Raw genomic sequence first — 18209 nt, 5'->3', positions numbered from 1 at the left:
AAAATAGATCAGTAGTTTATGGTTTCATGCCTGACCATGCCGATGTCAAGCTCTACAATGCCAATGTTATGCCCGACGGTGGCAATGTAATGCTCGTCAGTGGCAGTGTTGTGCTCAACAGTGGCGATGTAATGCTCAACAATGGCAAAATCATGCTCAACAATGGCAATGTTGAGTTCTACAGTGGCAGTGTCGGGCTTGACGACGGCGGTGTAGAGCATAACAATGGCGATGTTGGGCATAACACCGGCGATGTCGGGGTCTCAAACCTCCAAGGTTTTCAAAACCTTGGAGGTTTAGCCATATTACCGGATGATGATGCTGGTGGCCTTTACGCCTGTGCCATATTCCACCTTGTTCATCAGGCGATCCAGAGAATTATTTGACAAAATAATACCGGTCGATTTCGCGCCTTCCAATTGAAGGAACGATTTGCTGCCGCCTACGGGATAACAGCTTTGCATCAGCACATCTTTCGAATCCGTGATTTTAATCACCGGTGTTGTCGCATTGGGTGTCGAGGTTTTTACATTGGTCAGCATCACGTTTTCCACATTTTTCAGTTTAAACGGAGCACCCATTTCCACACCTACATTAATATTATTGAGTTCGATATCTTTCGCCATCGTAAATTCGAATCCGGTTTTACCTTCAATATTTATATTATTAAAGGTAAGATTGCTGATCGGCATTTCATCCAGACCAATCACGGTACATGCCATATTTACTTTGGTGCCGGTCAGGTTGCTGATGTGGATGTTGCGGAAGATCGGCGTTTTTTCAGAAACCGGTTCCGGTTTGGTATCGTCATACACCAGATTGACGGTGATCGCCTCCTTCTTGATGTTATTCATCACGATGTTGTCAATGCGAATATCTTCGACCTTACCGCCACGACCACGCATCGACTTGATACGCACACCGCGGTCGGTTCCATCAAACACACAATTGGAAATAGTCACCTTGCGCACATCGCCCGACATCTCGCTACCAATCACCACACCGCCGTGACCATTTTCCATGGTGCAATTGGTGATAGTTATGTTTTCGCAGGGAACGCCGATCTTGCGGGCTTGTTCGTCACGACCCGATTTGAGCGTGATGCAATCGTCGCCCACACTGATGTGGCAGTCGGAGATACGGACATTCTTGCACGATTCGGGATTAATCCCGTCGGTGTTGGGTGACGGTTTGTTGATCACATTCACCGCATGAATGGTCACATTCTCACAAAACTCAGGATTGATAGTCCAGAATGGCGAGTTGGTTACTGTCACTCCTTCGATCAATACGTTTTTACATTTATAAGGCTGGATAAATGGCGGGCGGAAGAAGCGACGCGCAATTACACGTTTGTAGTCGGGCGCCATTTGTTCCGGCAATCCGGCATTTTCCTTATCCCAAAGTTTGTTGAATTTATCTACATTCTTCAAAGCGCCATATTTATCCACTTCGCCTTCGGTGCGGAAGAGTTCGTACCACCATTTCTTGCCCTGGCCGTCGAGTTTACCACGACCGATGATAGCGATATTTTCCTGACCGTAGGCATAGATAAGTGGACAGAAACTTTTCATCACCACACCTTCGTAACGCATTTCCACGTATGGAAGATAATCTTCGAAATTATCGGAGAAAAGCAGAGTAGCACCAGCTTCCACATAAAGGGTGATGTTGCATTTCATCACAATCGGACCGGTCAGATAGGTTCCGGCAGGGAAATAGAGCGTACCGCCGCCTTTGCGTGAAAGTGTTTCGATGGCTTTTTTGATAGCGGCTGTGTTTTTGAACTTACCGTCGTTTTTACCACCGGCCTCAAGGATATTGATTCGGTTGGCAAACGCTGCCGTTACACAAAACAGAAGAAGGACTGAAAGAATATGTTTGAATTTCATTTTACGAATTATTATTAGCACACAGATATTTATCAACCCACCCCTACCCCCTCCAAGGAGGGGAATCAGGCTTGTAAGCATATTTGCAGAATACTATTGATTAGTCTTCTCTTTCTCCCACCCCTTGGGGGAGGGATGGGGAGGGGTCACTAATATTTTACCTCACTCCACTTCCCGTTCTTAATCTTTTTCATCTTCAAATGAGAAGGGTCGAGCGAAACGTATTTGATGCGTTTGCGTTTCCATGTATAAACGATATGAACGATGCCGTCTTTGGACTGAATCACTGACGGGTAAGAATATTGTCCGGGCTCATCTTCAAGCGTGAGAGCCGAATACCACGTCTTTCCATCTTTCGACAATGCCACATTCAGCGGAGTACGCTCGCCTTTGGTCTCAGTGCCCGGAGGCAAAACGTGATTGTACACCAGCAGTGTGCGGCCATCTTTCAATGTTACGGCATCGGTGCCGGAATTGTTGTTGGGCAAAGAGGTTTTCTCCATGGGGGTCCAGGTCAGGCCATTATCTGAAGAAAACGATTGCAGGATGGCGCGGTTCTTACTGCGGCAAAGGATTTGCAGACGACCGTCTTTCAACTCCAGCACGCTGGGCTGAATAGCCCCCAGCTCTTTGCCATCATTGATGGGGCCTAGTTTCTTCCAGGTCCTGCAACTATCTGTGGATATTTCAAAATGGACTCTCCAGCCATTTTTCCCCTCAGTACTTGACGGGCATATTACGGTTCCGTTTTTCAACATCACCGGTTTGTTTTTGATTGGACCGAGAAATCCTTCCGGTAAAGCTTCCGGAGCCGACCAGGAGATACCGCTATCTTTGGAACGAATCACATACCCCGTCCAGTCTGCCACATCTTCCCCCACTTTGTAGAAAAGAAGCAAATCGCCACCGGGAATCTGAAACAAGACCGGATTCCAGCACGCCTTGCGGGAACCATCGGGCTGGATGCCATTGGCCACCTCCACCGGAGTCGCCCACATGTCGCGCAACTGACGACAGACGTAGATGCAGACATCCGGATTGCGCTCTTTGGTTCCGCCGAACCAGGCAGTCACAATGCCTTTCGGAGTCTCGGCAATGGTAGCAGCATGCGCCTCAACAAATGGAGCCTGCTCGTAAATAAACTCATTGGCATAAACGCCATTTTTCTTCATTCGCGCCTGAGCAAAGAGAGTTACAGTAGCGACGATTATAAGGAATGATATGGATAATGCTTTTTTCATAATTCGTTTTAGGGCAAAACCTAACAGGTTTCAGAAACCTGTTAGGTTTATGTCGTTCTGATTTCTATTTTACTGAAAAATGATATTCACCGGAAGAAATTTCAAATACAGCACGCTCATTCTCGGTATGAAGGTATTTGACTCCATCAGCAGAAAGAGCCGCTTTGCCACTTTCCATGATCTGATTAGATGCAGATGACGGAATGTGAACAATGGCTTTTGTGTTAGCCGGAACGGTGATATTCCAGGTAAATTCATTGCCTGACTTTTTCCAGTCGCTGACGATCTTTCCGTAAACAGATTCGTATGACGCATTTACATAAGAGAGATCTTTCGGAAATGCAGGATTCATCTCCACGGTAGCAAAGCCCGGCTCAGCAGATTTAATACCAGCCAGATTTTCGTAATACCAGATGAGCAAATCCCCCAAAAGCATCACGTGATTCTGTGAATTCATCCATTTGTTGGCAGTATCACCGTTCCACAACTCCCAGATGGCGGTAGCACCTTTCTCGATCATGTACCCCCAGCTCGGGTAATCACGCTGCGTTGCGATGGTGTAAGCCAGATTGGCATTACCTGTTTCGGTGAGGCCACGCATGATCCACTGTCCGCCCACGAGTCCGGTGCTGATGTGGCTTTTATTGTCGATAGTGATCTTTTTGATCAGATTATCGAGCACACGGGCTTTGTTATCAGCGGGAACCATGCCGAAGTAAAACGGGAAAAGGTTAGCCGAAACAGTATTATTACCGTAATAACCTTTATCCTGATTATAAAATTTACCATTGAAAGCTGTCTTTATCTTTTCGCCCAAATCATTATAGTATGCAATATCGGCGTCATTTCCCGATAAGCTTGCAAATTTAGCCATCAGATTGCAGAGATAGAAATAGTATGCCGAAGCAATCAGTTGTCCGTCTGTAAGCCGGGTCGAATCTTTAGCATGAATCAATTCCGGAGACTCTGGTGGCATACACCAGTCTCCATAAGAATCCTTAGTCATGATGTAATCTTTCATATACTTATTGCTCATATATTGCATCCACTTTTTCATTGATGGATAGTGAGCGACAATCGGAGATTTATCACCATACTGGCGATAGATCATATCGGCCACAAACTGGAATGTAGATGGCCAGGTCACATTGTCAGAATAGTAATTCCAGTAAGCCGGGGAAACATCGGGGATTGATCCGTCCTCACGTTGCGACTGTTCGATATCATCGAGCCATTTGGTGTAAACGGAGTAGTTATCAAACAGGAAACTTTCGCCATACGATCCGGTTCCACGGTCTCCCAGCCACGGCTGACGCTCGTTGCGCTGCGGGCAATCGACCGGCATTCCTTTGTAATTGCTGGCAATTCCCCACCAGGCGTTGCGGTAGATCTGGTTAAGTGTAGTGGCACTTGAAGTAAACGAACTTGCCGATGCCATTTCATCATAAATAAGCAGACCCTCGAAATTCTCTTTTACAGGGATACCCGGCCAACCTGTGATTTCCACATAACGAAATCCGTGATAGGTAAAGTGAGGTTGCCACACTTCGATTCCTTTACCGCTCAGTTTATATTTGTCTTTCGACCGAGCATCGCGAAGATTAACCACATCAACATCGCCATTGGCATCCAGAGACTCTGCAAAACGCAAAGTGACCTCGTCACCTTTTTTCCCTTTTACAGAAATGCGCAACCAGCCGGCCATATTCTGTCCCATATCGAGAATGTATTTGCCCGACTTGCTTCGCAGTACAGCCACCGGCTTCACCATCTGCATAATCTGCATATTGGGAGTAAGCTGTGGTTCTATTTTTCCTTCCGGAGCCTTTACCAATTCGGCCGAAGCCCATTTCTTATCGTTGAAACCGGTCTTGTTCCAGCCCGGCATCTCTTTGGTAGCGTCGTATTCTTCGCCGTCGTATTCGTTATTGGTACGGATAGGTCCGTCAGAGGTAACTTTCCAGCTATCATCACTCACGATTAACTGGCGGGTGCCATCGGTGTACTCCACATCCAGTTGGAAAAGCATACGCGGCATGCCCCAGTTGCGGATTTTATACGGTTTGAAGTTCTGACGCATGGTGAAAAAGCGACCATTACCCAGTATAGTTCCTACAGCATTACTTCCATTGCGAAGCAACGTGGTTACGTCGAAAGTGTTAAACTTCACACCGGCCGAATAGTTGGTCGGAACCGGAGCCAACACCTGTTTACCCACACGCTGCCCGTTGATATAGAGCTCATACAGCCCCAGTCCAATGATATTAGCGTATGCGTGTTTGATCTTTTTAGGCAAAGCAAACTCTTTACGGAAGTAGCGGGCCGACAAACGGGAAATTTTCACATTAGCACTGTCCCATGCAAAGGATTTATCGAGGCCGATCCACTTACCTTTCCACTCTTTAGAAGAAAGCAATCCGGTAGAGAAGGTTGCCGGAGCACTCCAGTCACTTTCTCCTTTGGATGTATAAATTTTGACTTTCCAGAAACAAGTCTGATTACTGGAGAGAGCAGCACCGGCATAAGGCACAAAAGTACTTTGTGAAGAGGCGATTTTACCGGAATCCCACAGGTCGCCGCCGGCAGCCAGCTTCTGGGCTGATGATGCTACCACGATCCGGTAAGCAGTCTGTACGATGCCACGCTCTGAGGAAGCAATCGCCCAGCTCAGACGCGGATGAGTAATGCCGATCCCCTGTGGATTGGTCATCATCTCGCATCGAAGCGATGACAATGAGATGTTGCCGCTGCCATTTGCCGCAAACAGATTGATGAATAAAGTAAAAAACAGGACAGAAAAAAGAAGTCGTGTGTTTTTCATTTTCAATAGATTGAACAGATAAACCTAACAGGTTTCAAAAACCTGTTAGGTTTGGTCCGATTATTATAAATTTCCTTCAATACGTTCCAACTTATCCGAAGAAGCTACCTTCTTACCATTCACCAATACCTGAAGGCCTTTGCCTTTTTGATATTTCGAACCGTCTTTATCCCAGATGACGGTCACTATTTTACCGTGGTAGGGTACACGATCCAGGCAGAACCATGCCCATTTGCCTTCGGGAACCAGAGGATTAATCTCGATTTTGTTATCAGAACGGGGACGCAGACCCACAAGACCGGTAATGATGAGGTCATTAAAGGTCGAATGGTTGTAATAACGACTGCGTTCCTGGTCACCTTTGAGCCAGTATCCGGTCACTTCATCGAGATATTCACCGATATATGGACGACCGCGGTGGTATTGAGACTCTACATACACCTCCAAATGATGGAAGTAATCGGAATCAGCGACTACGTTTTGCTTGTAATTGTTCAACAGATTGGCCATCGCCGTCAATGTTTGCGAAGTAGCAAAGGGCCAAACAGCGCCATCCCACTCACATTTGCCTACGCCACGGGTACGGAATGACGGGTGACGACGTTCGGCAGTAGTGAGACCGTAAGGAGCAGAGAAACCTTTCTCGTCTTTTACCTGGGCCCAGGCTGTTTCAAATCCTTTATTTGCCGATGGCAGATTAAAATACCACGGGATAAATCCAATCGCTTCACGCGCATCGGCGAGCGTATCACCTTTTTCCTCAAGCGTCTCAAAGAAATTATCCTTTGCATTCCACAGGCGACTTTCTATAAGGTGTTTCAGCGTATCGGCTTTGGCTTCGTAGCGGGCCGCTTTGGCTTTGTCGCCGGTCAAAAGAGCGATTTGGGCCAACGCTTTGGCATTTCCATACATGTAACTGTTGATGGTCGGGCGATTGTTTTTTACCCGACGACCGCCGGATATGGTTTCCTCCATGCCGTCTTTGACATCCGATTGCCAGAACATACCGTTTGCCGTGCGGTGATCGCCTTCCCACAAGGCGTATTCAGTCTCAAGGTCGGGCAACATGTCGGTCAGAAACTTTGTATTTCCATCCGCAAGATAGCGATTATATAGCGCAGCGGCCACCCAACTGCTGAATCCACGCAGTTTATTCATCAATTTACCGTTGTTACCGCGGTACCACACGTGCACATTCTGGTCGAGATACTTCGGATCAGCCAACCAACGGGCCTCACTGATGTGATGTCCGAGTGCACTGCTGATGAGGTTATATTTGTCAGCGTAAGTCCGGTTTACCAAAAACTCGGTAAAAGCATAACCAACGGGAGTTACTTTAATATGTTTGCGGATGCTCCACCAGCGATAGTAGAACATCTCTTGGAAATTATCCTGCGGACATTCAAACAACGGAATATTAGCATTCATCCAGTCCCATGCCTGAGCGTTCGGGATAGCCTGAACGATGTTTTCATCCTCCATGCGATTGAAGTAATCGGCATAGTGTTTGAAATTATCAGCCTTCAAGACGAATGACTTTTGGGGTTTGATGAAAGTTTCGGGCGTTGTCTTTTGTTGCGCGACAGTCGATGCCAGGGTAAGTACAAAAGTCATGCAACTCAACACTGTTTTCTTCATAAAAATGATTTTAAAGGTATGATGCAATTAGCAGTTACAAATTTAAAATCATTTAATAGCACCGGAATACACGATTTGTTGAAATAGGGTTGCAAATTATCGGAAGCAAATAGTGACACTATTGCAACTATTTATTACCCTGTCGATTCGGATCATTCAACTTCAGCTAACTTTTCGTTTTGTTATCTGTTATAACAGTTAAACACCTTAAATACAGTTACTATGAAAAGAGAAGTTTACCTTATTTTCCTGGTGATAAGTATGGCTGTCACCATCAAAGCCCAGAACATAATCCCGAATGGCGATTTTGAAAACTGGAGTATTCTTACCTATGATCAACCGACCACTTACCCGGTATCATCAAACATCGAATCCTTGCAGAAAATGAAAGTTCCCAACGTGGTAAAGACAAGCGATGCTTACCATGGGCAGTATGCGGTTAAGGTTTCTACATTTATATCCGCATCGGGTGATACCGTCGGAGGCTGGTTTACAAATGCATCAGAGACAGGGAATGGTGATCCTACCGTTTGGAAAGGCGGTATGGCGTACGACCAAAAGCCGACCGGAATCAGAGGGTGCTATAAATATAATGTAGCCACAAAAGACTCGGCATTAGTCGGTGTTGTATTCAAGAAAGGCGGGAAAAGCTTTGCACACTATTTTTATCCCGTGGGAGGTGTCCATGATGCTTACACGCCGTTCTCATTTACCTTTAATCCTCCGCTCACTCAGGCGCCCGATACGATGATTCTTGTAGCAACATCAAGTAATCTGCTTAAAAATAACGGAATTCCCGGCAGTGTGGCACAGTTTGACAGCATCAGCCTGACCGGAGTGGCACAACCTCTGGCGCTGAACGGTGATTTTGAGTGGTGGGTCAATATGTCCACCAAACCACTGCTCGACAACTGGAACACTAACAGCGAACAGATGGGTGTTGAGCGGACAATGGACGCCTATTCCGGTAATTATGCACTCGAGCTGAACACTTATCAGGGGCAAGATGAAAACGGAACCCCGTATGCCCAAAACGGATGGGTGCAAATCGGAGAATGGAACAATGGCAGGACCACATTCCGTCATGGATTTCCAGTCAACATAAAGCAAGATGCCGTTGTATTTTACTATAAATATTTCCCGGCTACATTGACCGACAGTGCCACATTTACTATCATGCTCAAGAAAGGCGATATGATGGTGGGTGGAAATGGTGTCTTATTGGAATCATCAGCCATTTACAAAAGAGTAGAGGTGCCGGTTATGACACCCGGTGATAGTTTTGTAGCCGATTCGGCATATATTATGATTACATCATCACATTGGGACCACAGAGATCTTAGTTATGTCGGTTCTGTACTTAAAATTGATGGCATGGCATTTCTATCGCAGTTGCTGGGTGTCTCCGGAACAACAATTGCACCGGAAGTAACCATTTCTCCGAATCCCGTTATCACATCGGCGAAGTTATCCGTGTCGGAACCGGCCGACGTGACAGGATGGATGCTGACTCTCTGCTCTATGGATGGAAAAGTGCAAAAAATAATTCCCGTTACCTCCGCGATCACATCCTTTAACCGGGATGGTTTATCGTCAGGTCTTTACCTCTGGAGCGTAACGAAAGATAAAACCGTTATCCAACGGGGAAAAATAATCGTTCAATAGGTTTATATACATGTTTTTGATGTTGAAGGGCTGAAGGCGTAAGTTTTCAGCCCTTTTTTGTGTAAAAGTTTACCGCGAGATCGGGGATAATGATAAAAAGGAGCGCAATTGTTGTTGTCAGTACAGTCTTTTCTTTTTAATACACCATAGATTTAACTGCACGTTGAATATATGAATTCCGAACATTTTACAAACTTCCAGCTTCAGTCGTAATTTTTATTTGCGTGAATAAATATACGGGTAAAACTAATAACAATACACGAATTACATCAAGCAATTGAGAAGAATCACGAAACAATCAGGAATTTCGGTCAAGCAATGAAGAAGTTTCGTCAAACAATTGAAGAATTACATCAAACAATCGGGGAAATTCGTCAAACAATGACCGAAGATCATCAAGCAATGAGGGTATTTTGCTAAGCAATTGAGTTGAATTCTTGTGTCAATGGCTTATGTAGGGAAACTGCTCTATTTGTATAAATCCCTATCGTATAGGGTGTTCATGGGTGTTTAGTCCTTGGAAAGATACCCGTTTCACATTTATAAAACATCGTCGCTCTCCTGATTGCATAAATCTCTTTCTGTCTTTTTGGATGAAAATATACATTTAATATACAATTTAACAAGTCTCTTTTTGATGAAATACACCCTGATTGTCTAAATACATTTCTACTTATATTAAAATTATTCTGATTTGATTTTGTGGAGATATTTATAATTCTATATATTTGCAAAAGTGTTATCTAAAATATATTCAATAACATTTTAAACTTAAAGAGAATGGGTAATAAACAAGACGCATCGGTAGAAATGTACCGGTTACTACGCGAAGTCTTTTCGCAAAACAAAACAGAATTTGGTAAACTGCCTAATTTTATCAGTTATGAATCACAGTTTAATACGGACTTCGACACGCTGACGAGCCTGAGGCCGGAGCAGTTCCTGATCACAACAGACAGCACTACGGTAAAGGCGGAAAATCGTGTCAAACTGGAAACAAAGGCGATTACATTGTGTAAGTATCTTAATATTTACGCTACCGTCAACAATCTTTCCCAGCTAAAAGCGGAGACTGATTACTCCAAAACCGACATCAAACGTATGAAGCACGGGGAGTTGACGGAGTTTGTGGATGCATTGCTCATACGGGCTGAAGAACACAAAGACAAGACTGCGGAGTACAACATAGCGGAAGCGGATATTACCGGGTTGAAAACGCTGAATGACAAGTTCAAAAGCAGTATTCCCAAGCCCACGATCAATAAGCTCAACAGCCGCGAATATAACAACGCAGTGGATGAATGTCATGACAACATCGAAGAATCGTTGGGTAACATTGACCTGATCGTGGAGCTGATTAGCGAGACCAACACTGCTCTCTATAGTAAATACAAATCTGCACGCAAAGTGACCGTCAGAGGTACGCGTTCGGTAGCGGTGAAGATTAATGTGACGGATGCCCAGGGCAATCCGCTCAAAGGGGTTCAGGTTACGTTGGAGCTTCTCAATACATCGGAGACGCCAAGCGAGGAGTTTGACGAAATGAGCATGACCCGCACATCGGCTGAGAAGGGTGGAATGTTGATTAAGACGATTGATGAAGGTTCGTATCGGGTCACAGCTGTCAAAACAGGCTTCAAAAGGAGTGAAACGATTCTGCATTATTGTAGCGGTGAGCCGCAATCTCTGGTGATTAAAATGGAACAGGTGTAGGGGGGGGCTTTCTTTTTACACTTTGATAGCCTGACAGCGTGCTTGCACCTGTCAGCGTTTATATTGGAATGATGTTTTTTAACGCTGACAGGTCTATCGACGCTGTCAGGTTTTCGGTAGATCAATTTAGTCTGGTTGATTAAAAGAGTAGTTCTTCGCAATGTGATAACCTGACAGCGTGCTTGCATCTATCAGCGTTTATATTGGGATGATGCATCTTTAACGCTGACAGGTCTATCGACGCTGTCAGGTTTTCGGTAGATCAATTTAGTCTGGTTGATTAAAAGAGTAGGTCTTCACAATTTGATAACCTGACAGCGTGCTTGCACCTGTCAGCGTTAAAAACAAACAAAACGAATAGTATGGCAAATCAGAACGTTCTTGTATCCGGTAAGTATTATCATATTTATAACCGGGGAATTAATGGCGAAGATCTTTTTCGCAACGAGAGAGATTACGAGCATTTTCTGTTTTTGTATTCGAAATTTATTGAACCGATTGCAGAAACCTATTCATGGGTGTTGATGCCAAATCATTTTCATCTTTTAGTACGAATAAAAGAGAATATAGTGTACAAATATTCACGAGTTGATTTTCCAAATGACGAGGATTTTAATGCGGTAAAATGGGAAACGGTACCAATACAGAAAGAGATTGTTTCAGATAATGCAAAAAGTCCGGAGGCTTACCTGCATTTCTCCCATCTGTTTAATGCTTATGCAAAAAATCATAATATCGTATCTAATCGACATGGTAATATATTTGAACGACCTTTTAAAAGAAGAGAAATTGACAACGAAGTGTATTTAAAAAATGTCGTGATTTACATTCATAACAATCCTGTTCATCATGGCTTTTGCGAACATCCGATGGAATATCCGTGGTCTTCATACTTGTCATGTGTTTCGGTGAAACCGACAAAGTTATTTCGCGAAGCTGTTATGGGTTGGTTTGATGATGAGGCAAATTTCCAATACATGCACAATGGAAAGCTTGAGGTTGAAGCAATTGAACAGTGGTTAGAAATATAACATTTTCACACTGACAGGTCTATAAACGCTGTCAGGTTCTCGGTAAACCGTTGCAATACGATTAATTTATAGTGTTGGATATCACATATGAAACACCTGTCAGGTATAAAGAAAAATAACTACTGATACCAACAGAAAGGAATCGACAAACCAAATACAACCAAAACAAAAATCACAAAACACATCACATGACTAAATCTATTTTATTAGCTCTAATGGGAATTATTATGTCTGTATCTACGTTTTCCCAAACAACCAATGATTCAATCAAAGTCACCAAAATGTTTGGCGGATACAAATTTGAACAAAACGGGAAAACATTGACCTATAGTAAAATGCTCGAACAGATGCAAAGTAATCCCGAAGCCTACAATTACATGAAGAAAGCCTCGGACAATGTAGGTTTGGCAACTGTATTCAGCTACGCAGGAGGTTTTCTGGTGGGATGGCCTATCGGAACAGCTATGGGAGGGGGCAAACCAAACTGGTCATTAGCCGGAGTTGGAGGCGCACTTCTATGCATTACCATCCCGATAAGCAGTTCGATCAATAAAAATGCGGCAAAAGCTGTTGCTTTATACAACGGTGGGCAAAAGTCACAGATTCCAAACACCTCTTTAGACATGAAATTTAAAATGAAAGCAGATGGTCTGGCTTTTGTGGTAAACTTCTAAGGGGGGATTCTAATGTTGTCATACTTTTAATTATCTTAGGGTGTTGCCTTTATATCTTTATTGGGAAACGGCAAAGATTGGGGTAATCATATTTCACAGGGTTAAAACCCATGTGCTACAATATCGGCCATGCCTACGGCATTTCACAGCACTGTAGGTGCGAACGATATTGTAGTTCCGGATTTCTACTTTTAATATGAAACAAATATTACAATGCTGCAATGACCACTCTATTTGACAATATATTCTCCTTATGGAAATGGGCTATAATTCCATCATTTGTTTTGGCTATTATCGGTTTTGGAATAATGTGGTCTTATGTACGTAATTATGAGGTTGAGAATGGAAAGAGAGTAAATCCGGTAAATAGTTGGAATAAAGCTATGCCAGTCAATGTTTTTGACTCACTTAAAAGAAGGAATGACTCAAACTATTTGTACACCATAATGAATGAAAGATATGCAAGAGAACATGATATTTACAGATCATATTATGAATACGCAAAATCCGGGTATAATATATTTCAATTGAGAACTCAGTATTCATTCCCGCGCTCATCCTGTTTTTACATTGATCAGAAAGTCTCTAAGTATCTCTATCCCGGAAACAAAATTCTTTATTCGATTGACGGAGTTGGATATAAAGACTATGATTCGGTGATAAACATCTTAAAAAGGAACGTTATCACTGATACTATGCGATTAAATTCAAAAACAGCTATTTTACTATGGGGCAAAACTGCCGGTAAAAATGGAGTACTTTTAATCAATACTGAACATGGACCTGTTAAAGACAGTATTTTAATCAATAAGTAAACCCAGATTATTACAAAGCACCAAAAGAGCGAATGATATTGTAACTTTGGATTTCAGGGGCAAGTAATCCGCTTTTAATATGAAACAATTATAACGATATTGCAATGACCACTCTATTTGACAATATATTCTCCTTATGGAAATGGGCTATAATTCCATCATTTGTTTTAGCTATTATCGGTTTTGGAATAATGTGGTATGTCCGTAATTATGAGGTTGAGAATGGAAAAAAGAAAATGAAAATTGGAGTAATTCTTTTTGCTCAGGTTTTTATAGTTTTTGCAAGTATATTTCTTCTCAGATGGATAATTGAAATAAGAGTAAGAGACGAAATAAAAGAACTTGCTAATAATTCCAAGATTGAAATAAATAGTTCATCAGTAAATAAAGAAGTCTGTTGTCAACTTACTCGTGATATTCAAAACATATTTGATGATCTAGGGAATCATTCAAGCCCTACTGACACTTTCCTGATTACCATTTTATCTCAAAAACAGACTGTTTCCCTGAGATTTTGTAGGGATTCAGAGAATGATTCAATTTACTGGATTTACTGGGACAAGTACAAAACAACAGACGATAATTGTTTTGGGAAAGTAAGTACGAATTGTCTGAAAAACTATCCTTCTTTTAAAAGATTCAGTAATCGAACACCTGACAGGTTTTGAAAACCTGTCAGGTATAAAACCGAAAATCAATATAACACATTCAAAAACACCATAAACAATGAAACGAACAATCATCACCTTATTCCTTTGCAGTGGAATAATCGCAGCAGCTTTCGCTCAATCGGCAGCGAAGAGTAAAAAGATTGACCAATTGCTGGAACTTACCGGAATGGCAAAGGTCGGAGTGCAAATGGCGCAAAATATGTTGAATACAATGAAAGCATCTTATCCCAAAGTCGATGCAAAATTTTGGACTGATTTCCAGAAAGAGATGAGCCCCAAGGATCTTAATAACCTGATAAAGCCGATTTACGATAAATATTATACGGAAGCTGATATTGACCAGTTGATAACATTTTACAACTCACCGATTGGCAAGAAAGTAATCCAGCAAACTCCGGCTATTTCTCAGGAGTCGATGCTGGCCGGTCAAAACTGGGGCAAACAACTGGCGGAAAAGATTTTGAAAAGGTTGGAGCAGCAGAAGGGCGCTAAAGAGAAGCATCAATAAATTAGTGCAGGATTAATTGAATTCTGCTTGTAACAAGTAATCAAACAAAAGAATAATAATGAAACATCGGATTTTGATATTATTAGTTGCAATATTTGTCCTAAACATATCTCTAAATAGTAGTAATCAACAAAATAGTCCATCTAAAGCACCAAAAGCAAATAACATTTCCGTCAATAATAAATTAGGACAGTTTAGTGTAGATACATTTACAAAATTGCCCAAAGAGATGGAAGAAGGAGGTGGCTGCTTTTTTAGTCTTTCAAAAAAAGACATGGATAAAGAAGTCTATATCTGTGTGAATAATCTTGCTAATAGTGCTTATGTATCGATAAACAATAAACTGGAAATGTTTAATCTAATAAGTCATGACAAGCAGAACAATAATTTCTATTACACCAAAAACAAGCTTAGGCTTACAATTAAAGTGAAAAAGAAAAAATACATTGGAGACGAAGCGACTCAGATGGAAGGAATAATAATTGTTGAAAATGACCAATGTAAAATTGTAAAACGATTCATTGGTATTTGTGGAATGTAATTTCTGACAATGATAAATCACTGATTTTATTCTGGATATTCTTTGAATGTGTTTAAAAATATACTAGAAATGATACACCTTGAACCCTTTGACCGACAAGATTACGATAGATTGATCAGTTGGATTGCATCGGAAGAAGAAATGGTACAATTCAGCGGTCCGGTTTTCACGTGGCCGGTGACGCATGAGCAGTTGGAGATCTACCGAAAGACACCAAACCGGTTAATCTATCGGGTGGTTGAGGTCGAATCAAATGAAGTGATCGGTCATGCCGAACTCAATCATATCGACACGAAGAACAAATCGGCACGCATCTGCCGCATTCTGATAGGAGAGGAGCGATACCGTAACCGCGGCTTCGGCAAAGCCATTGTCCGGGCGTTGATTCATATCGGATTTGATGATTTGCGACTGCACCGTCTCGATCTTGGCGTGTATGACTTCAATCAACCGGCCATCAAGTGCTATCAGGATTGCGGATTAGAGATTGAAGGGTTGCTACGTGAGAATATAAGGGTGGGGAACAGCTATTGGTCAACTTATAATATGAGTATTTTGAATAAGAGGTAAGAGAATTGATCGTTAATCAAAAGTCATAGTATTTCAATATTGAAAATCAAATATATACAAGCAAGAAAACAACCAACCATAGAAATATAATTATGAAACAATTGAAACGACAATGTATTAGTACGGTAATTTTATTATCAGTTATTACTGCATTATGGGCAAGCGACACAAACAACTGTCGAATAGTATTTTATCGTAATGATAACTTAGAGAATCAACATCCAGCTTATAAAGTTTACATGGCGGATTCTATCATCACAAAACTCAAGAATAAAACATATTATTCATTCTATGTCAAGCCAGGGTGTTTATATTTTAAAAACTACAATCCCAATTTATCAGAGATCCATCTTAAAACCCAAAAGGATAAGACCTACTTTATAAAGTTAGGTCCTAATCCGGTGTCGCCCGACTCTTCATTAGTTTTTACTTTAATGGATAGTGCTATGGCTCGAAAAGAGCTTATTAGAAATCAACTTACAAATAAAGCGCCTACAAAGAAGGATGTTTTTATACCGCAAAATTCTATCGGATTTAATATTGGTGGAGGGTTTGGTCTTGATAAAGCTTCTGCAGTTAACACAACTACCGCAGAAGATGCATATATTAGTTTTGGAGGAGGGCTTGATTTAGGTCTCAATTATACCTTAGAGTTTATAAAAAACTTTGGACTTGCTTTGGACTTTGGATATAAACGTAGTTTTTTACACCCTTCAATAAGTAATGGATCGATACATTTTGAACGAAAAAATATTTCAATAACTCCATTATATATGATCCCATTAAACAAAAAAGAATCATCTCGTCTGAAAATCGGGATTGGAGGGGATTTATATCTAAATCCTGAAATGACTTTTGAATTAAGTAAGATCAAAGATGGATTTGATGATACCTGGAAATATAAAGATCAGCAAGGTTTCCATATTTCAGCATTTTATGAAACTATAATGCCTAGCGACTGGTCATTTCAAATAGGAATCACTTATTACAATGTAAATTACAACTTCAAATCTGGCGAAAAATATTATCCAACAAGTGATTTTCTTATCAATGGTCAAGGAGGAGGCATTAATATTACAGGAGGATTGGGATATCATTTTTAGAAATGAAAAGGGATTGTTTATATTTTGATCAGTTATTGATTGAATTGAGTTAGCAATATATCGTGTTTTGATGCAGAGTCTGAATTTAATAATAGGATTGCTATAAGCAATCAAACATTTCCCCCTCGATTGGAATCGAGGGGGATGGAATAGGAGCAGACTATTCGCGAACATTCCCCATTCCCTGAATGTTTTTAAACTATTCCTCTGAATCAAAAAGGGATACCTGAAAAACAAAAAACATTCACCTTAAATCCGGAATCTTATGTTTGCATTACAAATTATCCTGGCCGTATTGCTCAGCCTTGTAGCATTGGTGTATATTATTGCTCTTTTCTCGCGCAAAGAGTATGTCGTGGAGCGCACCGTCATCATCAAACGTCCGAAAGATGAGGTGTTTGACTATGTCAAGCTATTGAAAAACCAGGAATTCTACACCGTCTGGTCAAAAATGGATGTAAATATGCAGCGCGAGTATCTGGGTACAGATGGCACAGTAGGAGCCATCATGAAATGGAACAGCAAAGTTAAAAAAGTGGGTGTCGGTGAGCAGGAAATTCATGCCCTGAATGAGGGCAAGAGCATTGACTGGGAATTGCGGTTTCTTAAACCGTTCCGCTCTACCAGCCGGGTGTATATGCTTATCGAATCTGTCTCTGAAAATGAGACGAAAGTCTGCTGGGGATTTGACGGAAGGATGGGTTATCCCCAAAATGTGATGCTGCTTATGATGAATATGGAGCAGTTGTTAGGGAAAGACCTGCAAACTGGTCTCGATAATCTGAAAAAGGTACTGGAATCGTAATCAAGCGTATGATATGGATGAACAATTCAAACTTCTGACCGATAATAACTATATCCTGGAGAAATTTCCCGGGAAAGGCGGCTGGACCTATGCCGCTATTCCTGAAATCGCACCCGATAAGAAGTCGTGGTTCAACTGGGTAAAGGTAAGAGGTTGCATTGATAGTTACGAATTCAGCAATTATCACCTGATGCCGATGGGAAACGGTATGCTCTTTCTGCCCGTGAAAGCCGAAATCAGGAAGAAGATTAAGAAAGAAGCGGGTGATTCCGTACATGTCATACTTTATGCCGAAGAAATTCCCCTCGAAATACCGGAAAACCTGCGCCTCTGTCTGGAAGATGAACCCGATGCCCGGAGATTCTTTGACCAACTCACAGACAATGAACAACAGGCCTATATCGATTGGATCAGTTCGGCCAAGCGGGAAGATCTGCAAATCGAACGAATGGCGCAGACGATTAATCGGTTGGTAATGGGATTGAAGATGGTGGAGAAGGGGAAATGAAAATACAATTACT

General features: G+C 41.9%; 14 protein-coding genes and 2 pseudogenes. 12 read left to right on the top strand and 4 right to left on the bottom strand.

The features are described from left to right. Positions 1–8 precede the first annotated feature (8 nt). The 4 genes and pseudogenes from MLE17_RS05745 to MLE17_RS05725 form a co-directional block, all read right to left on the bottom strand. Positions 9–242: a hypothetical protein gene (locus MLE17_RS05745; RefSeq protein WP_243347802.1), complete on the bottom strand. Its 234-nt coding sequence runs from the start codon at positions 240–242 to the stop codon at positions 9–11. 63 nt (positions 243–305) lie between these two features. After that, a complete protein-coding gene (locus MLE17_RS05740) occupies positions 306–1892 on the bottom strand; it encodes a glycoside hydrolase family 28 protein (protein ID WP_410795599.1) in 1587 nt (528 codons plus the stop codon). A 149-nt stretch (positions 1893–2041) separates the two neighbouring features. After that, positions 2042–5954, bottom strand: a pseudogene (locus MLE17_RS05730) (family 78 glycoside hydrolase catalytic domain). 63 nt (positions 5955–6017) lie between these two features. After that, positions 6018–7502: pseudogene (locus MLE17_RS05725) on the bottom strand (MGH1-like glycoside hydrolase domain-containing protein); the annotation flags it as partial. A 312-nt stretch (positions 7503–7814) separates the two neighbouring features. Between MLE17_RS05725 and MLE17_RS05720 the strand changes: the two are divergent. From MLE17_RS05720 to MLE17_RS05665, 12 genes are all read left to right on the top strand, one after another. Then, positions 7815–9257, top strand: coding sequence for a T9SS type A sorting domain-containing protein (locus MLE17_RS05720; protein ID WP_243347800.1), 1443 nt, complete (start codon positions 7815–7817; stop codon positions 9255–9257). A gap of 780 nt (positions 9258–10037) precedes the next feature. Continuing rightward, the gene (locus tag MLE17_RS05715; protein WP_243347799.1) at positions 10038–10970 is read left to right on the top strand and encodes a carboxypeptidase-like regulatory domain-containing protein; all 933 of its coding nucleotides are present in this window, start codon (positions 10038–10040) and stop codon (positions 10968–10970) included. Positions 10971–11332: 362 nt separating this feature from the next. Further along, positions 11333–12001: a hypothetical protein gene (locus MLE17_RS05710; RefSeq protein ID WP_243347798.1), complete on the top strand. Its 669-nt coding sequence runs from the start codon at positions 11333–11335 to the stop codon at positions 11999–12001. Positions 12002–12189: 188 nt separating this feature from the next. Next, positions 12190–12675 (top strand): hypothetical protein, encoded by a 486-nt coding sequence (locus MLE17_RS05705; protein WP_243347797.1) that lies wholly within the window; start codon positions 12190–12192, stop codon positions 12673–12675. A 221-nt stretch (positions 12676–12896) separates the two neighbouring features. Then, a complete protein-coding gene (locus MLE17_RS05700; RefSeq protein WP_243347796.1) occupies positions 12897–13490 on the top strand; it encodes a hypothetical protein in 594 nt (197 codons plus the stop codon). Between the two features lie 104 nt (positions 13491–13594). After that, on the top strand, positions 13595–14158 hold the full coding sequence (locus MLE17_RS05695; protein ID WP_243347795.1) for a hypothetical protein: 564 nt from the start codon (positions 13595–13597) through the stop codon (positions 14156–14158). 58 nt (positions 14159–14216) lie between these two features. Further along, positions 14217–14669, top strand: coding sequence for a DUF2059 domain-containing protein (locus tag MLE17_RS05690; protein ID WP_243347794.1), 453 nt, complete (start codon positions 14217–14219; stop codon positions 14667–14669). A 58-nt stretch (positions 14670–14727) separates the two neighbouring features. Continuing rightward, on the top strand, positions 14728–15210 hold the full coding sequence (locus tag MLE17_RS05685; RefSeq protein WP_243347793.1) for a hypothetical protein: 483 nt from the start codon (positions 14728–14730) through the stop codon (positions 15208–15210). 69 nt (positions 15211–15279) lie between these two features. After that, positions 15280–15780, top strand: coding sequence for a GNAT family N-acetyltransferase (locus MLE17_RS05680; protein WP_243347792.1), 501 nt, complete (start codon positions 15280–15282; stop codon positions 15778–15780). Between the two features lie 92 nt (positions 15781–15872). Continuing rightward, positions 15873–16883, top strand: coding sequence for a hypothetical protein (locus MLE17_RS05675; protein ID WP_243347791.1), 1011 nt, complete (start codon positions 15873–15875; stop codon positions 16881–16883). A 265-nt stretch (positions 16884–17148) separates the two neighbouring features. After that, entirely contained in the window at positions 17149–17688 is a 540-nt protein-coding gene (locus MLE17_RS05670; protein ID WP_243347790.1) for an SRPBCC family protein, read from the top strand. A 13-nt stretch (positions 17689–17701) separates the two neighbouring features. After that, positions 17702–18196, top strand: coding sequence for a YdeI/OmpD-associated family protein (locus MLE17_RS05665; protein ID WP_243347789.1), 495 nt, complete (start codon positions 17702–17704; stop codon positions 18194–18196). The last annotated feature ends 13 nt before the right edge of the window (positions 18197–18209 follow it).

The organism is Parabacteroides sp. FAFU027 (genome assembly GCF_022808675.1).
In the GTDB taxonomy this organism is placed as follows: Bacteria; Bacteroidota; Bacteroidia; order Bacteroidales; family UBA7332; genus CAXXIC01.
This window is presented reverse-complemented; position numbering and strand designations above follow the sequence as displayed.

Bases quoted from the DNA above. Each gene is read 5' to 3' on its own strand.
- MLE17_RS05745 (WP_243347802.1), bottom strand. From the start codon at position 242: ATGCCCAACATCGCCATTGTTATGCTCTACACCGCCGTCGTCAAGCCC.
- MLE17_RS05740 (WP_410795599.1), bottom strand. From the start codon at position 1,892: ATGAAATTCAAACATATTCTTTCAGTCCTTCTTCTGTTTTGTGTAACG.
- MLE17_RS05720 (WP_243347800.1), top strand. From the start codon at position 7,815: ATGAAAAGAGAAGTTTACCTTATTTTCCTGGTGATAAGTATGGCTGTC.
- MLE17_RS05715 (WP_243347799.1), top strand. From the start codon at position 10,038: ATGGGTAATAAACAAGACGCATCGGTAGAAATGTACCGGTTACTACGC.
- MLE17_RS05710 (WP_243347798.1), top strand. From the start codon at position 11,333: ATGGCAAATCAGAACGTTCTTGTATCCGGTAAGTATTATCATATTTAT.
- MLE17_RS05705 (WP_243347797.1), top strand. From the start codon at position 12,190: ATGACTAAATCTATTTTATTAGCTCTAATGGGAATTATTATGTCTGTA.
- MLE17_RS05700 (WP_243347796.1), top strand. From the start codon at position 12,897: ATGACCACTCTATTTGACAATATATTCTCCTTATGGAAATGGGCTATA.
- MLE17_RS05695 (WP_243347795.1), top strand. From the start codon at position 13,595: ATGACCACTCTATTTGACAATATATTCTCCTTATGGAAATGGGCTATA.
- MLE17_RS05690 (WP_243347794.1), top strand. From the start codon at position 14,217: ATGAAACGAACAATCATCACCTTATTCCTTTGCAGTGGAATAATCGCA.
- MLE17_RS05685 (WP_243347793.1), top strand. From the start codon at position 14,728: ATGAAACATCGGATTTTGATATTATTAGTTGCAATATTTGTCCTAAAC.
- MLE17_RS05680 (WP_243347792.1), top strand. From the start codon at position 15,280: ATGATACACCTTGAACCCTTTGACCGACAAGATTACGATAGATTGATC.
- MLE17_RS05675 (WP_243347791.1), top strand. From the start codon at position 15,873: ATGAAACAATTGAAACGACAATGTATTAGTACGGTAATTTTATTATCA.
- MLE17_RS05670 (WP_243347790.1), top strand. From the start codon at position 17,149: ATGTTTGCATTACAAATTATCCTGGCCGTATTGCTCAGCCTTGTAGCA.
- MLE17_RS05665 (WP_243347789.1), top strand. From the start codon at position 17,702: ATGGATGAACAATTCAAACTTCTGACCGATAATAACTATATCCTGGAG.